This is a genomic window from Micromonospora noduli, assembly GCF_003264475.1.
Classification (GTDB): domain Bacteria; phylum Actinomycetota; class Actinomycetes; order Mycobacteriales; family Micromonosporaceae; genus Micromonospora; species Micromonospora noduli.
The window spans coordinates 1-17,617 of the sequence record NZ_PYAC01000042.1 but is presented as its reverse complement, the minus strand read 5'-3'; the positions used below and the strand labels follow the sequence as shown (position 1 = coordinate 17,617).

The window sequence follows — 17,617 nt, the reverse complement described above, 5'->3', positions numbered from 1 at the left end:
TGGTTGGCGGAGAACGGATGACCGGCACCCGGTCGCTCGCCGGCCGGGTGCGGATACTCGGTGGCCACTCCTCGTCGGTCGTCGGCGCGGGCATCCAGTTGACCAGTGACCTGGTGCTGACCTGCTGGCATGTCGTCGATGACGGCACCGGAGCGGACCAGCCCCGGGTGCTCGTCGACACACCGAGCCACCCCGGAACCCGGGTCGCCGCCGAGGTGACCTGGTCCCGGGCTGTCGGCCCGGCGGGCGACGGCGACCTGGCGGTCCTGCGCTGCGCCACACCGCTGCCGTCCGCCCCCGCCACCCTGGCCGATCGTGGCGACGACGAGTTCGACGTGCGGATCGTGGGTTTTCCGGCCAGCACTCCCGCGTCCGTCATGGTGCTGGCGCGGGCCGTCGGTCCGGTCGACGCGGGCACGGGATGGCGTCAACTCGACCGGATCTCCCCTGCCACGGCCGGAATCGACAGGGGGTTCAGTGGTTCCGGGGTGTACGCGCCGGATGGCGCCGTGGTGGGCATGGTGCTGGCCCGCGCGAGCGTCGGCCAGCAGTTGGTCGGCTGGATGTTGCCCGTCGGACAGTGGCGTGCCCTGCTGCCGCCCGGCCTGTTGCCGCCTGCCCTGCTGCCGTCCGGCCCGCTGGCGGCTGTCGCCCGGGCGACGCACCGGCCGGCACCCGCGCCGCTCTCATTCGCGCAAAAGATGGCGCTGGCCCGACTGCTGGAGGAAATCCCGGTACTCCGGCACCCCGACAGCCGTCAATTGGTCATTCAGTCGCTGCCATCGCACATCAGTCGGATGGTGAACCCATTCGGGCCACTGGGTCTCGACATGTTCGGCCTGATTCGAACGGGCTTAGAATACGACGATGGGATCGCGGCTCTCTATCGCGTCCTGCTGTTGACGGAAGGGCCGGCGAGCAGGCCACTGCGGGCCTTCCGTGACCTTGCCGAGAGCCTCGGTCTGCTGACGGGTACGGAGGACAATCGGTGACGACGCCCCGGATGCCGAGCGCCCAGGTGCAAGCCATCTGCGACGCGCTGCTGTCGATGAGCTCGATCAACGACGGAAACACCCGGGCCCTCTACCTCGACGAGGTCGAGGGGGAGCTGCGCAAGCCACTGTCGGTGCCCCGGCACTCCGAGGTCCGGTACGACGTCTACCGCATCGTGCGCGCCTGCGCGCAGGAGCCCCGGGGCATGTCGACGCTGTTGCAGGTGATCGGTAACTTCCACCCCGGTGCCAGCGCGGTCACGTCCGCCCAGCAGATCTACCTCTCCTGGCTTCTCGCGCAGTTGCTCACGGACGTCCCGCCCGAGGTGGTGACCGGAGCCGTCGCGGCGGTCACGGATCATCCGCTGTCACCGGAGGACCTGCCCGGCCTGGTGGAGGCCGTCGGCTGGCAACCGGTGGGTGACTGGCAGGTCCCGGCGGCCGTGGCGCTGGCGGGCCTGGTCCACGCCGGCCTCGAGTCGGACGGCAAGCCGCTTGAGCAGTGGTTGCGGGATGCGGCGGCGGCCCTGCGGCTCACCACCGCCGACCTCGACGATATGCGCGTGGCTGCGAAGGCGCACTGGACGTCGCTACGATCCCCGCACCAGGCGGCACCGGCCGAGGCCGGTGGAGAGGAACCTGAATCCGACATGCGCAGGACGATCATCATCGAGGAGACGACGCCCCAGCGGTCCCGAACTCTCATCCGGGGCGGCGTCCCACCGCGCAACCTGTACTTCACCGGCCGGGAGAAACAGCTCGTCGCGCTCGACGAGCTTCTGTCGTCACAGCACCGGGCCTCGGTGCTGCCGGAAGCGGCGCTGCGCGGTGTCGGTGGGGTCGGCAAGACCCAGCTCGCGGTCGAGTTCGCCTACCGGTACGCGGACCGTTACCAGCTGATCTGGTGGATGGCCGCCGAGGATCTCACTGCGCTGCGTACCTCGATCGCCGCTCTCGGTGAGCGGCTCGGCCTGGCCGCCAGCGCCAGCCTGGAGCAGACCGTGCGGACGGTCCTCGACTCGCTGTCGACGAGTTCGCTCAGTTGGCTGCTGGTCTACGACAACGCCGACGACCCGCACGAGCTGGCTCCGCTCATGCCTTCCTCGAACCTCGTCGGCGAACGCGGCCACGTCCTCGTCACGTCGCGGAACATGGCCTGGTCGGCGAGCGCCCTGACCCTGGACGTCGACGTTTTCACCCGGGCCGAGAGCGTGGAACTGCTGCTCAAGCGGCGTCCCGCCACCAGCCCTGACGACGCCCGCCGGCTCGCCGCCGAGCTTGGCGACCTGCCACTCGCCCTGGAACAAGCCGTCAGTTGGCTGCTCACCATGCTGTCGTCGGTCGACGAGTACCTCGTCGACCTCAAGGAACACGCCCGGGAGCTGCTGGGTGAGGGGCAGCCCAGGCAGTACCGGGGCACCGTGTTGACTGTGGTGTCGATGGCCCTCGCCGCGGTACGCGAGCAGAATCCCGCCGCCGCGCAGCTGATCCAGCTACTCGCCTTCCTCAGCCCCGACCCGGTCCCGATGCGCCTGCTCTGGGAGGGGCGCCGCGCCGGGTTGGACGAACCGCTGCGCACCAGCCTCCAGGAGCGCAACGACATAGCCCGGGCCATCCGGCAACTGGCGTCGCTGGGGCTCGCGAAGGCGGACAACGCCAGCCGGCACGTACAGGTGCACCGACTGGTGCAGGCGGTCATCCGGGAGGGGCTCGCCGAGCAGGGCGACGACAGTCCGCTGACGAACGCCCGCCGGCTGCTGGCCGCCGCCAACCCGGGCTTTCCCGACGACCGGAGCACCTGGCCCCGCCATGCCGACATCGCGCCACACGTCCGCGTCGCCGGTCTGATCCACGGTGACCTCGACGCCCGCCGGACGGCGATGGACCAGCTGCGCTACATCTACAACCTGGGTGACTTCGAAGGCTGTCGGGACTTCGCGGAGGAGATCCTGGCCGCCTGGGACCAGCCCGGTCCAGACGGCGGGCGCAGCGGCGATCCGCTGACCCTGCTGGCGATGCGACGGTACGCGGACGCCCTGCGGCTGCTCGCCGACCCGCGCGCGGCCGCGTTCGGCCTCGAAGCGCTGGAGCGGATGCGGACGAGCCTCGGTGAGGAGCACGAGTACACCCTGGGTGCGGCGAACAGCGTCGGCGCGGACCTGCGGCGGATCGGCGACTTCGGGGCCGCGGCCGACCTGGACCGGCGCAACCTCGACGTGCACCGCCGGGTGCTCGGCGACGGGCATCCGAGCACGCTGCGGGTGATGAACTCGATGGCGATCAACCTTCGCCTGATCGGTGACTTCGAAGGGGCGTACGAGCTCAACCTCGAAGTGGCGCGGCATGCCGGTGCCGCTGCGGAGGACGGCACCTATGCACTGGTGCTGGCCCAGGAGGCCCAGGCGCGCGACCTCTACCTCCTGGGCCGGTACGCCGACGCGCTGGAACTGCTGGACAGCTCCCTGCCGGTGCAGCGGTCGCTGCTGGGAGCGGAGCACCTCACCGTGCTGCGCGCCACCTGCATCCACATCGCCTGCCTACGCAAGACGGGGCGGCTCGACGCCGCCGTGAGCGAGGGCGCGGCCAACTACCGGCTGGTGACCCGCCGCTTCGGGACCGATCATGTGCTGGCCGCGGAGGCGGGCATGACCTGCGCGAACGCCATGCGAGCGGCGGGCGACGCGACCCAGGCGTACGCCCTGGCCGCCCAGGGGCACACCACCTTCCGAGCCGTCTTCGGAGATCGGCATCCGGTCACGCTCTGCGCTGCGGTCAACCTCGGGGTGATCCTGCGGGCTCGCAACTTCGACCGTGAGGCGCGGGAGTTGGGTGCGGCCACCCTGCAGGCGATGGGCGAGGCGTTGCCGCCCACCCATCCGTACCTGCTGAGCGCGCGCACCGCGCAGGCGATCAACCTGGTCCGGTCGCACCGGCTGGAGCAGGCGCAGGTGCTCTCCGAGGCGATCCTTGAGGACTCGCGTCGCCTGCGTGGGCCGGGGCACCCGTACACGCTCTACTGTGCGGTCAACGCGTCGGTCGATCTGATCGAGGTCGGCGAGGAGGATCGGGGCCGCGAGCTGCTCGACGAGGCTGCCGCGGCGCTGGAGGCGTTGTTCGGGCCGGACCACCCGGAGGTGGACGCCGCGCGGGGTCAGCGGCGCATCGAGTGCGACATCGAAACCGTCGGGCTGACCTGACGCCTCGCCCACCGGCGGCGCTCGTGCCGAGCCATGGGTTCATCCGGTGGTGATCGCCGGTCGGCGCGCGCGCTCGGCCTCCGCCACCTCCCGCCGCCCGGCGGCGTCGGCGGACGCCGGAACCGGCACGGCGGCCAGCTGGCCGATCCGTTCGGCCAGGCGATCTGCCCAGAGCCGCCCGGCCGAGGTGAGGCTTCCGGCCCGGGCGAGCTCGACCAGGGCGCGCTCCAACTGCGCCCGTACCACAGCGAACCGCGCGGTGGCCTGGGCCGCCAGTTTCGGATGGGCGCGCAGCGCGGCCCACACCTCGGCGACGGCCGTGAACGCGTAGGTGCCGTGCAGCAGCCCGCCGATCGGACGCGGGTCAGGACGCCAGGGCGCGAAGTACCGCGCCGGGTCGGCGGGTTCGTGCAGCTGGACCAGGCCGAGGACAGCGTTGAGTTTGCTGTGTTGCAGCTCGTGCACCATCGTCACGGCCAGATCCACCGGGTCGAGGTTGGCGTCGGCGGCCAACGCCCCGAAGGCGTCGGCGTGCGTGACGCTGTGCCCGCGCTCGGTGCCGTCGGCCAACGGCACGAAGGTGCTGATCCCGGAGGCCACCTCGGCGGCGTGCGTCGGGGCGTACCCGACGAGCAGGTGCCAGGCGTGCCCGACGGACCGTTCCAGCTCCGCGGCCTGCGGTGCGGAGAGCCGGGCGGCGACCGGTAGCCCGAAGCAGTCGCGGTAGGGGTCCAGGTCGTCGACGCGGAGGTCGAGGGTGACCGACTGGTCGGTGAAGCGCCACCAGCGGGTGGGCGTCCACTGGCGCCCGGTCAGGTCGGCCGGCGTGACAGTTGTGCTGCGGCCGCGTCGGCGCAGCACCCCGAGGCCCGGCACGGGCACCAGGCCCGCGCGCGGCGTGACCGGCACCGTCGCGTCCGACCGACCGCTGAGGGCGGCCGCCGCGAGCGCCGCGAACGGAAGGTAGTCGGGTCGGCCGGTGGCACCGTGCCGGACCCGATCGATCGCCCAGACCGCCAGCCACGGGTGATCGAGCAGCACGTCCGCGGCGGCCGGGTCGACGCGGTGGGCCTGGCCGAGCAGGTGCGCCGACGCCGCCAGGGCGTCGTCGGTGTCGGCGAGGCTCTTGAGGACGAGCATCGTGCGGTTGCGTTGCGCGCGCCGCAGAGCGCGGATGGCAGCCGGGCCAGCCCGGCCGTCGGCCAGGCGGGTGAACTCCGAGCGGGTCAGCTGGAGTCGGCGCCGGGGTCGAGGAAGCTGTTCCAGCCGGCCAGCGTCGTCTGCCGGGGACTCTTCAGTGTCGCGACCAGTTCCTCGATCCATCGGGCCAGTTCCGGATCCTCGTCGCGTAGCAGGTGGCTCAGACCCTGCGTCAACACGTCGACCACAACGAGGTGATCAGGTGCGGGTTGCTCAGTCATCGATGTCCCGGGTTGGCGCAGGCGTGCTGACATGAAAACACGTCAACGTCTGTGATCACCATCGGCTTACCGTCCGTCACCGGGGGTCGCGCGTCCTGGGCCGTACCGCCGCCGGCAGCAGCTGGCGGCGGTACGGGACCCGCGGGTCAGTCGGCGGCCGCCTCGGCGGCGTAGTCGCGGGCCACCCGGACCATTTCCACCAGCCCGCCGGCGTACTCCTGGGATTCGCCGTGCGCCTCGTCGAACGGCGGCTGGAAGCCGACGCCCTCCCACTGGTTGGTCGCCGGGTTCCACCGGTCGTTGCCGACCTCGAAGTCCCAGGCGAAGATTCCCAGCTCGTAGTAGAGCTGGTCGGCCGAGTTGCCGGCGGCGGAGTAGAGCACGTCGGCGACCGGTCCGGTCTGCGACGGCCAGGTGACGGTGCCGCGCTCCTGGGCGATGGCGCCGACGATCCGCCGGGCGCTGTTGAGGAACAGCGTCGACTCGTCGATCGACGGTCGCGGCAGGGTGACCCTGCCGTCGGCCCGGTACGCCCCCGGCGGCCACATGAAGTACCCGCCGTAGGAGTGCACGTTCATCGCGAACTTGATGTTCGGGTGGTCCTGAGCGAGCGCGATCACGTTGCCGCTCTCCGCCTCGGACAGCTCGGCGGTGCCCGCGTAGTTACCGGACAGGCAGTTGGCGCTGGCGCCCACGTACCCGTCGAAGTATGACCCGACTGTGTAGTTGCGGTTGATGTCGACGCCCCACGAGGTGCGGTTCTTCGGGTCGCGGGCCGCGCCGGTGCAGTGGTTGACGAGGTTCTTGCGCTGGAAGTTGAAGTCGTTGAACGAGTAGTTCGCGCCGTCCGGGTTGACCGTCGGGATGACGAAGATGTCGACCTGCTCCAGCAGCTCACGGGTGGCCGGGTCGGTCCGGGCGTTGGCCAGCATCCGCTCGGCGAACTCCAGCGTCACCAGCGGGGTGGCCCACTCCCGGGCGTGTTCCTGGGAGTACGCGAGCACCCCGACCCGGGAACCGTCCCGGTGTACGCCGAGGCGCAGCGCCTGCACCGTCCACGGCCGTGCCGGCACCTCGGTGCCCTGGAGGCCGTCGTCGAGTCGGGTGGGGCCGGCGACGGGCATCGGCAGCCCGGCCGAGCCGTCCTCGACGATGGCCCGGAACCGGTCCGGCTGACGGGCGTTGATCGCCGCTGCGACCTCGTCGGTGGTGCTCACCGTCTTGCCCGCGGTGTCGGTGGCCAGTGACACGGTGAGGACGCGGTCGCGGTAGCCGACGGTCAGTGGCCTGTTCGCCCGGCCCGGGTCGACAGTCCGCACCTGTACGCCGTTCATGTTCTGGTCGCCGAAGCGGACCGACTCGACCACCAGGGCGGCCACCGCCGGGTCGCCCAGGTAGCCGACGGCGTTGCGTCGGTATCCCTGGGTCTTGTTCGGCAGGTCGATCACGTCCACCAGGTCCCGGTGCTGGCGGGCCAGCCGCTTGATCCGCGCCTGGATGTCCACCGGCGTCAGGTACGCGTCGATGAAGTCCTTCTGGTAGCCGGCCGGCAGCGGCGGCGGGGAGGCGTTCGGCCAGAGCGTCGGGGTGACCGCCCGGCTGACCCCGCCGAGGCTGGAGGTGGCGGTCAGCTGAACCGGTCGGCTCGGCACCGGCTGGGGGAGCGCGTAGTGGTACTGGTACTCGCCGGAGTCCTCGAACCGGTACAGCGGGAACGAGCCGGTGGCGCCGTCCGCCGTGCGCCAACTGACGGTGATCTCCACGTCCGGGTCGTCGGTGGCGGTGGTCGCCACCTGGGCCTGCAGGAAGGTCTGTCCGGTCGTGGTCCACCAGTACGCCTGCTGCACCTGGAGGGTGTCCACGGCAGTGGCGGCGGCGGTGGACCGTTGGCCTGCGGCCGGCGCGCGCAGCCCGGCGGCGGTGCGGGCCTGAGCCGCGCGGACGCTGTCGGCGTAGTGCCGGTTGCCGTCTCCGGCGCGCTGCACGATCTGCACGGCCGTCGCGCCCTGCGCGGTCAGTTCGTCGAGCTGCGTGCCGCTGAGCACCAGGTCGGCGAGGATCCGGCCGTCCCGCGCCCGGGGTCGGTTGGCCAGGTCCGCGCCGGTGGCGACGAGCCGGTCCAGTTGGGCCTGATCGCGGAGTTGGACTCGGACCAGTGCGGTTTCGGTGGCGCTCAGAGAGATCGGGGCGGCCGGGTCGGCAGGTGCGGCCGCTCCGGAAGCCGGATGGGACAACACTGCGCTGAACAGGATCACTGTGGTGGCGGCAGCTGTCCACCGTCGTCGGACGATCATGTGCCCTCCTGTGACGGACGTCGATGTGCTTGGTCCTTACACCAGTGCACAGATCGACACCTGTCAAGGCGTCCTTCGCGCCTTCGCGGCGTTGATCCCGTGACATGTCCGCGAGATTCGGAGCAACCCCCTGGGCCAGACCCCGCGTGACTAACTCGAAACAGGGATCGGAGGCCTGAATGAGCGATCGCGACGAGGCGTTCGCCGAGTACTTCGCGGCACGGTCCGGTGCCATGCGCGGCACGGCGTACCTGCTGTGCGGCGACTGGCACCGTGCCGAAGACCTGGTCCAGACCACGTTCGTCAAGCTCTACCGGGTCTGGAACCGGATCTCCCGGCACGAGGTGCTCGACAGCTACGTGCGCCAGATCCTGATCCGGACCTTCCTCGACGAGCGCCGCCGCGGTTGGTGGCGGCGTGAACGGGTGGGTGGCGAGGACGCCGAGCAGGCGGCCCCGCCCGACTCGCCGGAGAGCCGACTGGTGCTGCTGCAGGCGCTGGCCCGGGTGGCACCGCGTCAGCGGGCCGTGCTGGTTCTGCGGTACTGGGAGGACCTGTCGATCGAGGACGTCGCGGCGCTGCTGGAGTGTTCTCCAGGGACGGTGAAGAGCCAGGCGGCACGCGGGCTCGACACCTTGCGCGGCCTCCTGACACCCACCAACAGCGGGATCGGGATGGGGGAGCGATGAACGAACAGGAGTTGCGCGAGGGGCTGCGCAGCGAGATGGCGGAAACAACCCCGCCACCACCATTGAGTACGACAGCCGCGCTCGACGCGGCACGGCGGAGGCACTTCCGTCGACGCGCGCTGTGGGCGTCCCTCGGATCGGCGGCTGTCGTGCTGGCGGTCACCGGCTTCGCGGCCGTCGCCACCCCGGACGGCCACGTCTACCAACCGGCGGGCCAGGGGCCACTGGCTTCTCCGGACACCAAGGAGCCGTGGCCGACCGGGCCGGACGGGCAACCTCAGGAGGACCGGACCGCGCGGGCCGGGTCCAGGTACGAGCAGGGGGCTCACCTGCTCACCGAGGCCGTCTCGGTCATACCTTCCGGCTACACCACGCCCGAGGACCCGTCGGGCCGGTCCGCCGAGGAGCGGACGCTGCGGACCCACCAGGCGCAGTTCGAGGCCAAGGTGGACGGCGTCGACGTGTGGAGCTACTCGTCCTCGGTGGCCGTGGCGCAGGGCAAGGGCACCGGACGCGTGATCGTCGAGGTGCACGACGCCGGCAACCAACTGCCGACCGAGCCGTGCGACCTGGCCCAGAAATTCTGGGGCATGCGGGGCGAGTGTCAGGTCGAGACCGTCGGAGCCGTGCGGGTCGGCGTGGTGGTCCGACCGAGCGGCGACGATCGGCTCGACCAGTGGTCGGCGTACCGGCACCCGGACGGCGTGGTGGTCTTCGTGGCGCAGGGCGTGCGACTGGACGAGAGTCGGCCGGCGTTGACGAAGCTGCCGTTCTCCGTGCCGCAGTTGGCGGCTCTCGCTGTCGACGAACGGTTCCACCTGAAGTGACACGGCGACTCGGCCTCGCCGAGTGGGTCCAGGTGCCGCCACCGGCGGTTCACCTGGGCCTTGCCGTGTGGCGAAACCGCCGTGACCCGTACGAGCTGCGGCGCGTCTCTCTCAGCGGCGCGCCGTAAGGGGCACGAGGACGAGGACGGCAATTCCGAGCGTGGTGGCGCCGACCGCCCACCACCAGAAGAACCCGGCGAACACCGAGGCGACCAGGAGCCCCACGCCGAGGCCAGCCAGCAGGCCGAGTGCGAACAGGGCCCGCGGGGGGAGGGCGAGGTACGGCAGGCGTCGTACCACCAGCACCTCCAGCCAGGTGCCGCCCAGTGCCAGCAGCCCTGCGCCGATCCCGTCGACGGCGGACAGCCCGTGACCCTCGCTGATGGGCACGAGAACCCTGCCCTCGTCGCCCGCCGGGACGAAGAGGACGAGCACGCCGGCGACGATGAGCAGAGCGGCAGTGTGGACCTGCCTGCGCGGGGCGCCCTCACCATCGGATGACATCGCTTCAGTCTCGGCCGCCCGTCATCGTTTGCACAGGAGCCGTATCGGTGAACTCCGAACTTCTGGCGCCCCGGCTGGTCGGCTGTCAGGCCGCTCAGCGGATTGGGAGGCGCGCCAGTCAGCTCTCGAGGATCCGGCGATGCCCTTCCCGGCTGGTCACCTTGAGCGTGGCAGGCTGCGCTGCGGGGGACGGCCAGATCTGCAACAGGTACTCGTCAACAACCGCGCGATAGTCCCAACTGCTGTTTCCAGCGTCGTCCATCCCCCGGCAGTGGTAGCGCATCCGGTACGAGCCGGGCCCGGCCGAAAGTCGCGGCAGCGCATGGGACTTTTCTCCGGCCCATTCAATGAGCCTCAACTCCGACCGGGACGCCTCGAACGGCACCTCCACCACGTCTTCGAACCCCTCGAGGTCAGGCCCTGGGTCGCCGTCGTCGACCCTGACCGTGAACCCCACGGTGCCGGTATGGCGACCCGTGATGAGGAAAACTTCGCCTGGAGAGGTGGCGATGAGGCCGGTCGGGCGCCTGCCGAAGAAGACGTTGGGCCAATCGGTCCGACCCCAGGACTGATCATCGGCGATCTCGAGGAAGCCGTAGTGCACTCCGATATGCGCTCGAAACTCAGCCACGCGGCGACAGTAATGCACGCCCCTCGATGCGTTGACCGCACGCCCTGCCATGACCAGCGGATCTCCTCGTCGGGCAGTCGCGGGCCGTCCGGCCTCCCCGCACAGGGGCGTAGGCGACGCTCACGTGGGGCCGGTACCGGCTGGTGTCCTCCGGGACCTGGTCCTCACCGACAATGCAGCCGATGGCGGCCCGGGTAGCGGCGCGCAGGATCCGGGATGGGAGAGACGGGAAAGGCCCAGGTGCCGCGATCATGCGGTCTACCTGGGCCTTCGTGCATGGAGCGGGCGACGAGAATCGAACTCGCGTAGTCAGTTTGGAAGACTGAAGCTCTACCATTGAGCTACGCCCGCGTGCATCCCGCCGGAACAGGACGCGCCCCTAGCGTACCCAATGTCGACGCCCGACGCGTAACCGCGTCGCCGCCCCCGCGATGCCGCGTCCTCCGCGACCCGGCGGCACGGCGACCCAAGATCCGCACAACATCCGGGATGTAGTGGCCTCGCCGTGCCAGGAGCCCACTACATCCGTGAAGTTGTGCGGATCTTGCAGCCGCCCTGCGGATCTTGGCGACACGCGGACGGAGCGGAATGGTAATTTTCGGGTGATGTGTCCGGGTGGGGGATGCCCCGGCACCGACTGAGGCGTGGCGACGGCATAGACTGCACGTCGCCACGGGGTGTGGCGCAGCTTGGTAGCGCACTCGCTTTGGGAGCGAGGGGCCGTGGGTTCAAATCCCGCCACCCCGACTGTCGTCCGCGGCCGGGCCGCCCCGGGTGCCGCCCAGTGCGGCCCCCGGGCGATGCCGGAGCGTCAGGCCGGCTCGCCTACACTCGATGGGCTGAATCACGCCCAGACTCAACTGAGATCCGTCAAGGAGTACGCCTGTGAAGAGCACCGTCGAGACTCTGAGCCCGACGCGCGTGCGGCTCGCCATCGAGGTGCCGTTCGTCGAGCTCGAGCCGAGCCTCAAGAAGGCGTACCGGGAGATCGGTTCGCAGGTCCAGGTTCCGGGCTTCCGCCGGGGCAAGGTGCCGACCGCGGTGATCGACCAGCGGGTGGGCCGGGGCACCGTCCTCAACGAGGCGGTCCAGGAGGCCATCCCGGAGAACATCCTCGCCGCGGTGCGCGAGCACGACCTGAAGACGCTGGGGCGCCCGGAGGTCGAGATCACCGAGTTCAACGACGGTGACTCGCTGAACTTCACGGCCGAGGTCGACGTTCGCCCGGAGATCACCATCCCGGACGCGAGCACCATCGAGGTGACCGTCGACGAGCTGCAGATCGACGAGAGCGAGATCGACGAGCAGGTGAAGAACCTGCGGGAGCGGTTCGCGACCCTCAAGACCGTCGAGCGGGCCGCCGCCGAGGGCGACTACGTCCAGATCGACCTGAACGCCACCGTCGACGGCGAGGACGTGCCGGGCGGCCAGGCGAGCAACATCTCCCACGAGGTGGGCAGCAAGCAGCTCCTGCCGGGCCTGGACGAGGCAGTGGTCGGCCTCGCCGCCGGCGACGACACCACCTTCACCACCCAGCTGGTCGGCGGCGACTTCGCCGGTCGCGACGCCGAGGTGGCGGTGACCGTGCGCACGGTCAAGGAGAAGGAGCTGCCGGAGCTGAACGACGAGTTCGCCCAGATGGCGAGCGAGTTCGACACGATCGAGGAGCTGCGCGGCGACCTGCGGAACCGGGTCACCCAGGGCAAGCAGGTCGAGCAGATCTACGCCGCCCGGGACAAGGCCCTGGCCCAGCTCGTCGAGGCCGCCGAGATCCCGGCCCCGGAGGGTGTCGTCCGCGAGGAGGTCGAGAGCCGCAAGCAGGCGATGGTCGACCAGCTGGAGCGGATCGGCGCCTCGATGGAGGAGTACCTCGCGGCCGAGGACAAGACCGAGGAGCAGATCGACGCCGAGCTGACCGAGGCGGCGACCGAGGGCGTCAAGGTCCAGCTCCTGCTGGACACGCTCGCCGACGCGGAGGACGTGCAGGTCTCCGACGACGAGTTCGGGCACGAGATCGTGCACCGGGCGCAGCGCGCCGGGATGGCCCCGCAGCAGTACTACGACCAGCTGGTGCGCTCCGGCGCGGCCGCTGCGGTCTTCGGCGACGTGCGGCGGGGCAAGGCGCTCGCGGCCGTCATGGAGAAGATCACGATCAAGGACTCGGCCGGCAACGGGATCACCCTCGACGCCCTGCGCGCCGCCAACGAGGCGGAGCACAACCACGACCACTGATCGTCGGGTGCGGCCGCCGTCCGCCGCTGAGCGGCGGACGGCGGCCGTTTCCCTTTCCGGGTACGCCCGGGCAGCCAGCACTGCCGGGTACGCCCGGGCAGCAAGCACTGCCGGGTACGCCCGGAAGCCCGCGCCGCGGGTACGCCCGACACAGCTGCGCTGAGAGCGAACAGTGCCCCGACCGGGACTCTGCCGCCCCGCACAGCGGTTAGTGTCGGGAAAGACGGTACGGAGAGCGAAGGGCTGCCATGACCGACATGCACATCCCCAAGAAGTCGCTCCGGGCGATTGACGCGCGCGGTGGCGACTCCATTGGCAACCTCGACGACTCGGTCTACAACCGGTTGCTCAAGGAACGCATCATCTTCCTGGGCAGTGAGGTGACCGACCAGGTCGCCAACCGCATCTGCGCGCAGCTGCTGCTGCTCGCCGCGGAGGACCCGGACCGCGACATCAACCTGTGGATCAACTCGCCGGGTGGCTCGGTCTACTCCGGCATGGCGATCTACGACACCATGCAGTTCATCGACAACGACGTGTCGACCGTGGCGATGGGCATGGCTGCCTCGATGGGTCAGCTGCTGCTCTGCGCGGGCACCAAGGGCAAGCGGTACGCCCTGCCCCACGCACGGATCATGATGCACCAGCCGTCCGGTGGTCTGGGCGGCACGGCGTCCGACATCGCCATCCAGGCGGAGCAGATGCTCTACACGAAGCGGATGTTCCAGGAGCGGGTCGCGCACCACACCGGCCAGAGCCAGTCGCAGATTGAGGCCGACTCGGACCGGGACCGTTGGTTCACCGCCCAGGAGGCCATGGACTACGGCTTCATCGACAAGGTGATCATCGGAGCCGCACAGGTTCCGGATGGCGCCGGGACCCTGAGCTGAGGAGCTGACGATGACCGATCTGAGCCTGCCGCCCCAGTTCGCGGCCGTGCACAACCGCTACGTGCTGCCGTCGTTCGTCGAGCGCACGTCGTACGGGGTCAAGGAGTCGAACCCGTACAACAAGCTCTTCGAGGACCGGATCATCTTCCTCGGCGTCCAGGTGGACGACGCGTCGGCCAACGACGTGATGGCCCAGCTGCTGACGCTCGAGGGCACCGACCCGGACCGCGACATCATCATGTACATCAACTCGCCGGGTGGTTCGTTCACCGCCATGACGGCGATCTACGACACCATGCAGTACGTCCGCCCGGACATCTCGACGGTCTGCCTCGGGCAGGCGGCGAGCGCGGCGGCCGTGCTGCTCTCGGCGGGCACGCCGGGTAAGCGGATGGCCCTGCCGAACTCGCGGATCATCATCCACCAGCCGGCCACCGAGGGCGGCTACGGGCAGGGCTCGGACATCGAGATCCAGGCCCGGGAGATCCTGCGGATGCGTACGCAGCTGGAGGACATGCTGTCCCGCCACTGCAACCGCCCGATCGAGCAGGTCCGCAAGGACATCGACCGTGACAAGATCATGACGGCCGAGGAGTCCAAGGAGTACGGGCTGGTCGACACGATCCTGACCAGTCGCAAGAAGGGTCTGCTGGCGGCCAACGCCGCCCGCTGAGCTGTACCGGGTCAGAGGTTGGCCGGGGCTCCGTTCCCGGCCGACCTCTGACACACCCGTTTTGGGGGTCGGAGAATGCCCCGCCAGCGGGTAACGTCGGGTCCGTACCGCTTCGCCGGTTGGGCCGGCGGCGCGAACTAAGCCGGGCGGCGCGCAACGTCCGCAGGTCAGGGCCGGGTCTCCGGCCGATGAGTGCAGGGAGAACGTAGGTGGCACGGATCGGTGACGGCGGCGACCTACTGAAATGCTCCTTCTGCGGCAAGTCGCAGAAGCAGGTCAAGAAGCTCATCGCGGGCCCAGGGGTCTACATCTGCGACGAGTGCATCGATCTCTGCAACGAGATCATCGAAGAGGAGCTGGCCGAGTCCGGCGAGGTGAAGTGGGAAGAGCTTCCCAAGCCGATGGAGATTTGCCAGTTCCTCGACACCTACGTCGTGGGTCAGGATCAGGCCAAGAAGGCGCTCGCCGTAGCGGTCTACAACCACTACAAGCGGATCCAGGCCGAGGCGGCCGGCGCGCCGGGCTCCGGCAGTGACGCCGTCGAGCTGGCCAAGTCCAACATCCTGCTGCTCGGCCCGACGGGGTGCGGCAAGACCCACCTGGCGCAGACACTGGCCCGGATGTTGAACGTCCCGTTCGCCATCGCCGACGCCACCGCGCTGACCGAGGCGGGCTACGTCGGCGAGGACGTCGAGAACATCCTCCTCAAGCTGATCCAGGCCGCCGACTACGACATCAAGCGCGCCGAGACCGGCATCATCTACATCGACGAGGTCGACAAGATCGCCCGCAAGTCGGAGAATCCGTCGATCACCCGGGACGTCTCCGGTGAGGGCGTGCAGCAGGCCCTGCTCAAGATGCTCGAGGGCACGGTGGCCAACGTGCCGCCGCAGGGTGGCCGTAAGCACCCACACCAGGAGTTCATCCAGATCGACACCACGAACGTGCTGTTCATCTGTGGTGGCGCGTTCGCCGGCCTCGACCAGATCATCGAGTCCCGCATCGGGCAGGGCGGCACCGGCTTCGGCGCCCGACTCCGGTCGGTCTCCGAGCGGTCGACCGACGACATCTTCAGCCAGGTCATGCCGGAAGACATGCTCAAGTTCGGGCTGATCCCCGAGTTCGTCGGCCGGCTGCCGGTGATCACCAACGTTCGCAGCCTGGACCGCAGCGCCCTCGTTCGGATCCTCACCGAGCCGCGCAACGCCCTGGTCCGGCAGTACCAGCGCCTGTTCGAGCTGGACGGTGTCGAGCTTGAGTTCGACGAGCCGGCGCTGGAAGCCATCGCCGATCAGGCGATGCTGCGGGGCACCGGTGCCCGTGGTCTGCGGGCCATCATCGAGGAGGTTCTGCTCTCCGCGATGTACGAGGTGCCGAGCAACCCCGACGCCGCCCGCGTGCTGATCACCCGCGAGGTTGTCCTGGAGAACGTCAACCCGACGATCGTGCCGCGTGAGTTCACCGGGCGCCGGGCTCGGCGCGACCGCGAAGAGAAGTCCGCCTGATCCTTCCCGCGTCACGCCGGCCGTTCGATCCTGAGCGGCCGGCGTGATCGTGTTCGGTGGCCGTTCGCCAGTGATCACGAGCCGTGCCGGCCAGACTGTGACGCTGTCCGTCAGAGCCCTCCAGCCGTACCCTTTGCTCATGCGTGTCGCCGTCTGCCAGCTGAACGCCCGGGACGACCGTAAGGCCAATCTGGCGGCCGCGGAGGCCCTACTGGAGCGCGCTGCCGCCGGCGGCGCGGATCTCGCCGTCCTTCCGGAGTACGTCGACTACCTGGGTCCTGCCGCTGGGCTGCCCGAACCGGAGTCGGTCGACGGTGAGGTGGGCAGCTTCTTCGCCGGGGTCGCCCGGCGGCTCGGGATCTGGTTGGTGGCCGGCTCGTTCCACGAGGCCGGCCCGGACCCGGACCACACCTGGAACACCTCCCTGGTCTTCGACCGTTCCGGCAGTCTGGCCGCGAGCTATCGCAAGATCCACCTGTACGACGTGGAGATCCCCGGTCGGGTCTCCTACCGGGAGTCGGCGAGTGTCGCGCCCGGGGCCCAACCGGTGGTGGTCGACGTCGAGGGGCTGCGGGTCGGCCTGTCGATCTGCTACGACCTGCGCTTCCCGGAGCTGTACCGGCTGCTCGCCTCCGATGGAGGCGCGCAGCTGCTTGTGGTTCCGGCCGCGTTCATGATGCACACCGGCCGGGACCACTGGGAGGTCCTGCTGCGGGCCAGGGCTATCGAGAACCAGTGTTTCGTGGCGGCGGCCGGTCAGACCGGCGACCACGAGCCAGGTCGCACCTGCTTCGGCCGCAGCATGGTGGTCGACCCGTGGGGGACGGTCATCGGCCAGGTGCCGGACGGCCCGGGGGTCTCCGTCGTCGACCTGGACCTGGACCGGCTCGACACGATCCGCGCCGAGCTGCCCAGCCTGGCCAACCGCCGGCTCTGAACCTCAGCCCTCCAGCAGGACGCCGATCACCGCGAACCCGGCGATGGCCGCTGCGGTGACCAGCAGCGCCGTGGTCATCCGGGACCTGCCCCGCCGGGCCAGTCGTCCCACCGAGAGCACAAGTACGACCAGCACGACAGCGCCGATCACCACCTGCCAGAACGGCCCGATGAGGCCGAGCAGCGCCTCCTCGGCGAACACCCTGGCGCCGTGCCCGGACTCATCCATGACTGACACTCTGGCACGTCCAGGTGGCCCGCGTCCTCGGGCTGTGGCGGGGAGTCGAGGTGCTCGGTCCTCGGCTGCGCCGGGGACGGTATGGCGCTCTTCGTTCGAACCAGTGATGAACCCTGATTTGCCTTCTCCGGGCCGTCCGCGTAACTTTCTCTCTGCACGGGGGAGGCCGGACAAACCGGCCGAGAACGGGCGCCAGGCTCGTGGCGGGAACGCCGAGCGAGACTGAGGATCGGGCGGTGCGGAACACTCCGGAAACGGGGTTGCGAACGCGGAGCCGACCGGGTAGAGTTTCGAAGCCGGCAGGAGCCGGGCGGAGAGCCGCGAAGCGGTGATCGGCCGGTCTGCGGCTTCCCACGACAGAAACGAACGTCGGCAACGACGTGCGTCATCGTGGACTCGAGCAAGCAAGACTATCCGCGTTATCGGGTTGAAGCACGACGAACCGCGAAATATCGGTTTGACACGGCGGAAACGAGCGGGTAACGTAGTAAAAGTGCCTGGCGCTGAAAGCGCCGGTCGCGGAGCAGGAAAAGCCCCGAGATGGGTTTCACTGAGGTGGAGCTTTGATCGGTGTGTGGTTGTTCTTTG

At 69.7% G+C, this 17,617-nt stretch carries 15 protein-coding genes and 2 tRNA genes; 10 read left to right on the top strand and 7 right to left on the bottom strand.

What is annotated here, in order from left to right; translation table 11 throughout:
* Nucleotides 1-17 precede the first annotated feature (17 nt).
* Together MED15_RS29015 and fxsT are read left to right on the top strand one after the other, a co-directional pair.
* Nucleotides 18-992, top strand: coding sequence for a trypsin-like peptidase domain-containing protein (locus MED15_RS29015; protein WP_112601431.1), 975 nt, complete (start codon nucleotides 18-20; stop codon nucleotides 990-992).
* Nucleotides 989-4,189, top strand: a complete 3,201-nt coding sequence (fxsT, locus tag MED15_RS29010; protein WP_146763145.1) for an FxSxx-COOH system tetratricopeptide repeat protein — start codon at nucleotides 989-991, stop codon at nucleotides 4,187-4,189. Before MED15_RS29015 ends, fxsT begins: the two co-directional genes overlap by 4 nt.
* Before the next feature lie 39 nt (nucleotides 4,190-4,228).
* Here the strand turns inward: fxsT and MED15_RS29005 are convergent, their stop codons facing one another.
* From MED15_RS29005 to MED15_RS29000, 3 genes are all read right to left on the bottom strand, one after another.
* Nucleotides 4,229-5,329, bottom strand: a complete 1,101-nt coding sequence (locus tag MED15_RS29005; protein WP_244220632.1) for an aKG-HExxH-type peptide beta-hydroxylase — start codon at nucleotides 5,327-5,329, stop codon at nucleotides 4,229-4,231.
* A gap of 86 nt (nucleotides 5,330-5,415) precedes the next feature.
* Nucleotides 5,416-5,610: a hypothetical protein gene (locus MED15_RS33295; protein WP_146765853.1), complete on the bottom strand. Its 195-nt coding sequence runs from the start codon at nucleotides 5,608-5,610 to the stop codon at nucleotides 5,416-5,418.
* A gap of 146 nt (nucleotides 5,611-5,756) precedes the next feature.
* The gene (locus MED15_RS29000; protein ID WP_112737482.1) at nucleotides 5,757-7,904 is read right to left on the bottom strand and encodes a M14 family zinc carboxypeptidase; all 2,148 of its coding nucleotides are present in this window, start codon (nucleotides 7,902-7,904) and stop codon (nucleotides 5,757-5,759) included.
* Nucleotides 7,905-8,083: 179 nt separating this feature from the next.
* On the opposite strand from MED15_RS29000, the gene MED15_RS28995 reads away from it, so the two are divergent.
* Together MED15_RS28995 and MED15_RS28990 are read left to right on the top strand one after the other, a co-directional pair.
* A complete protein-coding gene (locus tag MED15_RS28995) occupies nucleotides 8,084-8,593 on the top strand; it encodes a SigE family RNA polymerase sigma factor (protein ID WP_112697947.1) in 510 nt (169 codons plus the stop codon).
* Entirely contained in the window at nucleotides 8,590-9,420 is an 831-nt protein-coding gene (locus MED15_RS28990; protein WP_112584162.1) for a hypothetical protein, read from the top strand. Before MED15_RS28995 ends, MED15_RS28990 begins: the two co-directional genes overlap by 4 nt.
* Before the next feature lie 111 nt (nucleotides 9,421-9,531).
* Here MED15_RS28990 and MED15_RS33885 read toward each other — a convergent pair whose 3' ends face one another.
* From MED15_RS33885 to MED15_RS28975, 3 genes are all read right to left on the bottom strand, one after another.
* A complete protein-coding gene (locus MED15_RS33885; RefSeq protein ID WP_208646745.1) occupies nucleotides 9,532-9,924 on the bottom strand; it encodes a hypothetical protein in 393 nt (130 codons plus the stop codon).
* A gap of 118 nt (nucleotides 9,925-10,042) precedes the next feature.
* Nucleotides 10,043-10,555, bottom strand: a complete 513-nt coding sequence (locus tag MED15_RS28980; protein WP_146766756.1) for a hypothetical protein — start codon at nucleotides 10,553-10,555, stop codon at nucleotides 10,043-10,045.
* Between the two features lie 277 nt (nucleotides 10,556-10,832).
* Nucleotides 10,833-10,906, bottom strand: a tRNA-Gly gene (locus MED15_RS28975).
* A 322-nt stretch (nucleotides 10,907-11,228) separates the two neighbouring features.
* On the opposite strand from MED15_RS28975, the gene MED15_RS28970 reads away from it, so the two are divergent.
* The 6 genes from MED15_RS28970 to MED15_RS28945 all read left to right on the top strand — a co-directional run bounded on the left by MED15_RS28970 (nucleotide 11,229) and on the right by MED15_RS28945 (nucleotide 16,792).
* A tRNA-Pro gene (locus MED15_RS28970) sits at nucleotides 11,229-11,302 on the top strand.
* 138 nt (nucleotides 11,303-11,440) lie between these two features.
* Entirely contained in the window at nucleotides 11,441-12,787 is a 1,347-nt protein-coding gene (gene tig / locus MED15_RS28965; RefSeq protein WP_091405381.1) for a trigger factor, read from the top strand.
* Between the two features lie 248 nt (nucleotides 12,788-13,035).
* Complete coding sequence (locus MED15_RS28960) at nucleotides 13,036-13,677, top strand: ATP-dependent Clp protease proteolytic subunit (RefSeq protein ID WP_007464111.1); 642 nt, start codon at nucleotides 13,036-13,038, stop codon at nucleotides 13,675-13,677.
* A 10-nt stretch (nucleotides 13,678-13,687) separates the two neighbouring features.
* Nucleotides 13,688-14,350, top strand: a complete 663-nt coding sequence (locus MED15_RS28955; RefSeq protein WP_030333536.1) for an ATP-dependent Clp protease proteolytic subunit — start codon at nucleotides 13,688-13,690, stop codon at nucleotides 14,348-14,350.
* Nucleotides 14,351-14,559: 209 nt separating this feature from the next.
* Nucleotides 14,560-15,855: an ATP-dependent Clp protease ATP-binding subunit ClpX gene (gene clpX, locus MED15_RS28950; protein WP_112737478.1), complete on the top strand. Its 1,296-nt coding sequence runs from the start codon at nucleotides 14,560-14,562 to the stop codon at nucleotides 15,853-15,855.
* A 139-nt stretch (nucleotides 15,856-15,994) separates the two neighbouring features.
* Complete coding sequence (locus MED15_RS28945) at nucleotides 15,995-16,792, top strand: carbon-nitrogen hydrolase family protein (protein WP_112601442.1); 798 nt, start codon at nucleotides 15,995-15,997, stop codon at nucleotides 16,790-16,792.
* A gap of 3 nt (nucleotides 16,793-16,795) precedes the next feature.
* Here MED15_RS28945 and MED15_RS28940 read toward each other — a convergent pair whose 3' ends face one another.
* Nucleotides 16,796-17,020, bottom strand: a complete 225-nt coding sequence (locus tag MED15_RS28940) for a hypothetical protein (protein WP_112584164.1) — start codon at nucleotides 17,018-17,020, stop codon at nucleotides 16,796-16,798.
* Nucleotides 17,021-17,617: the final 597 nt, after the last annotated feature.

Excerpts from the sequence above, each read along its gene's own strand:
- MED15_RS29015 (WP_112601431.1), top strand. The coding sequence starts at position 18 with ATGACCGGCACCCGGTCGCTCGCCGGCCGGGTGCGGATACTCGGTGGC.
- MED15_RS29005 (WP_244220632.1), bottom strand. The coding sequence starts at position 5,329 with ATGCTCGTCCTCAAGAGCCTCGCCGACACCGACGACGCCCTGGCGGCG.
- MED15_RS33295 (WP_146765853.1), bottom strand. The coding sequence starts at position 5,610 with ATGACTGAGCAACCCGCACCTGATCACCTCGTTGTGGTCGACGTGTTG.
- MED15_RS29000 (WP_112737482.1), bottom strand. The coding sequence starts at position 7,904 with ATGATCGTCCGACGACGGTGGACAGCTGCCGCCACCACAGTGATCCTG.
- MED15_RS28995 (WP_112697947.1), top strand. The coding sequence starts at position 8,084 with ATGAGCGATCGCGACGAGGCGTTCGCCGAGTACTTCGCGGCACGGTCC.
- MED15_RS28990 (WP_112584162.1), top strand. The coding sequence starts at position 8,590 with ATGAACGAACAGGAGTTGCGCGAGGGGCTGCGCAGCGAGATGGCGGAA.
- MED15_RS33885 (WP_208646745.1), bottom strand. The coding sequence starts at position 9,924 with ATGTCATCCGATGGTGAGGGCGCCCCGCGCAGGCAGGTCCACACTGCC.
- MED15_RS28960 (WP_007464111.1), top strand. The coding sequence starts at position 13,036 with ATGACCGACATGCACATCCCCAAGAAGTCGCTCCGGGCGATTGACGCG.
- MED15_RS28955 (WP_030333536.1), top strand. The coding sequence starts at position 13,688 with ATGACCGATCTGAGCCTGCCGCCCCAGTTCGCGGCCGTGCACAACCGC.
- MED15_RS28945 (WP_112601442.1), top strand. The coding sequence starts at position 15,995 with ATGCGTGTCGCCGTCTGCCAGCTGAACGCCCGGGACGACCGTAAGGCC.
- MED15_RS28940 (WP_112584164.1), bottom strand. The coding sequence starts at position 17,020 with ATGGATGAGTCCGGGCACGGCGCCAGGGTGTTCGCCGAGGAGGCGCTG.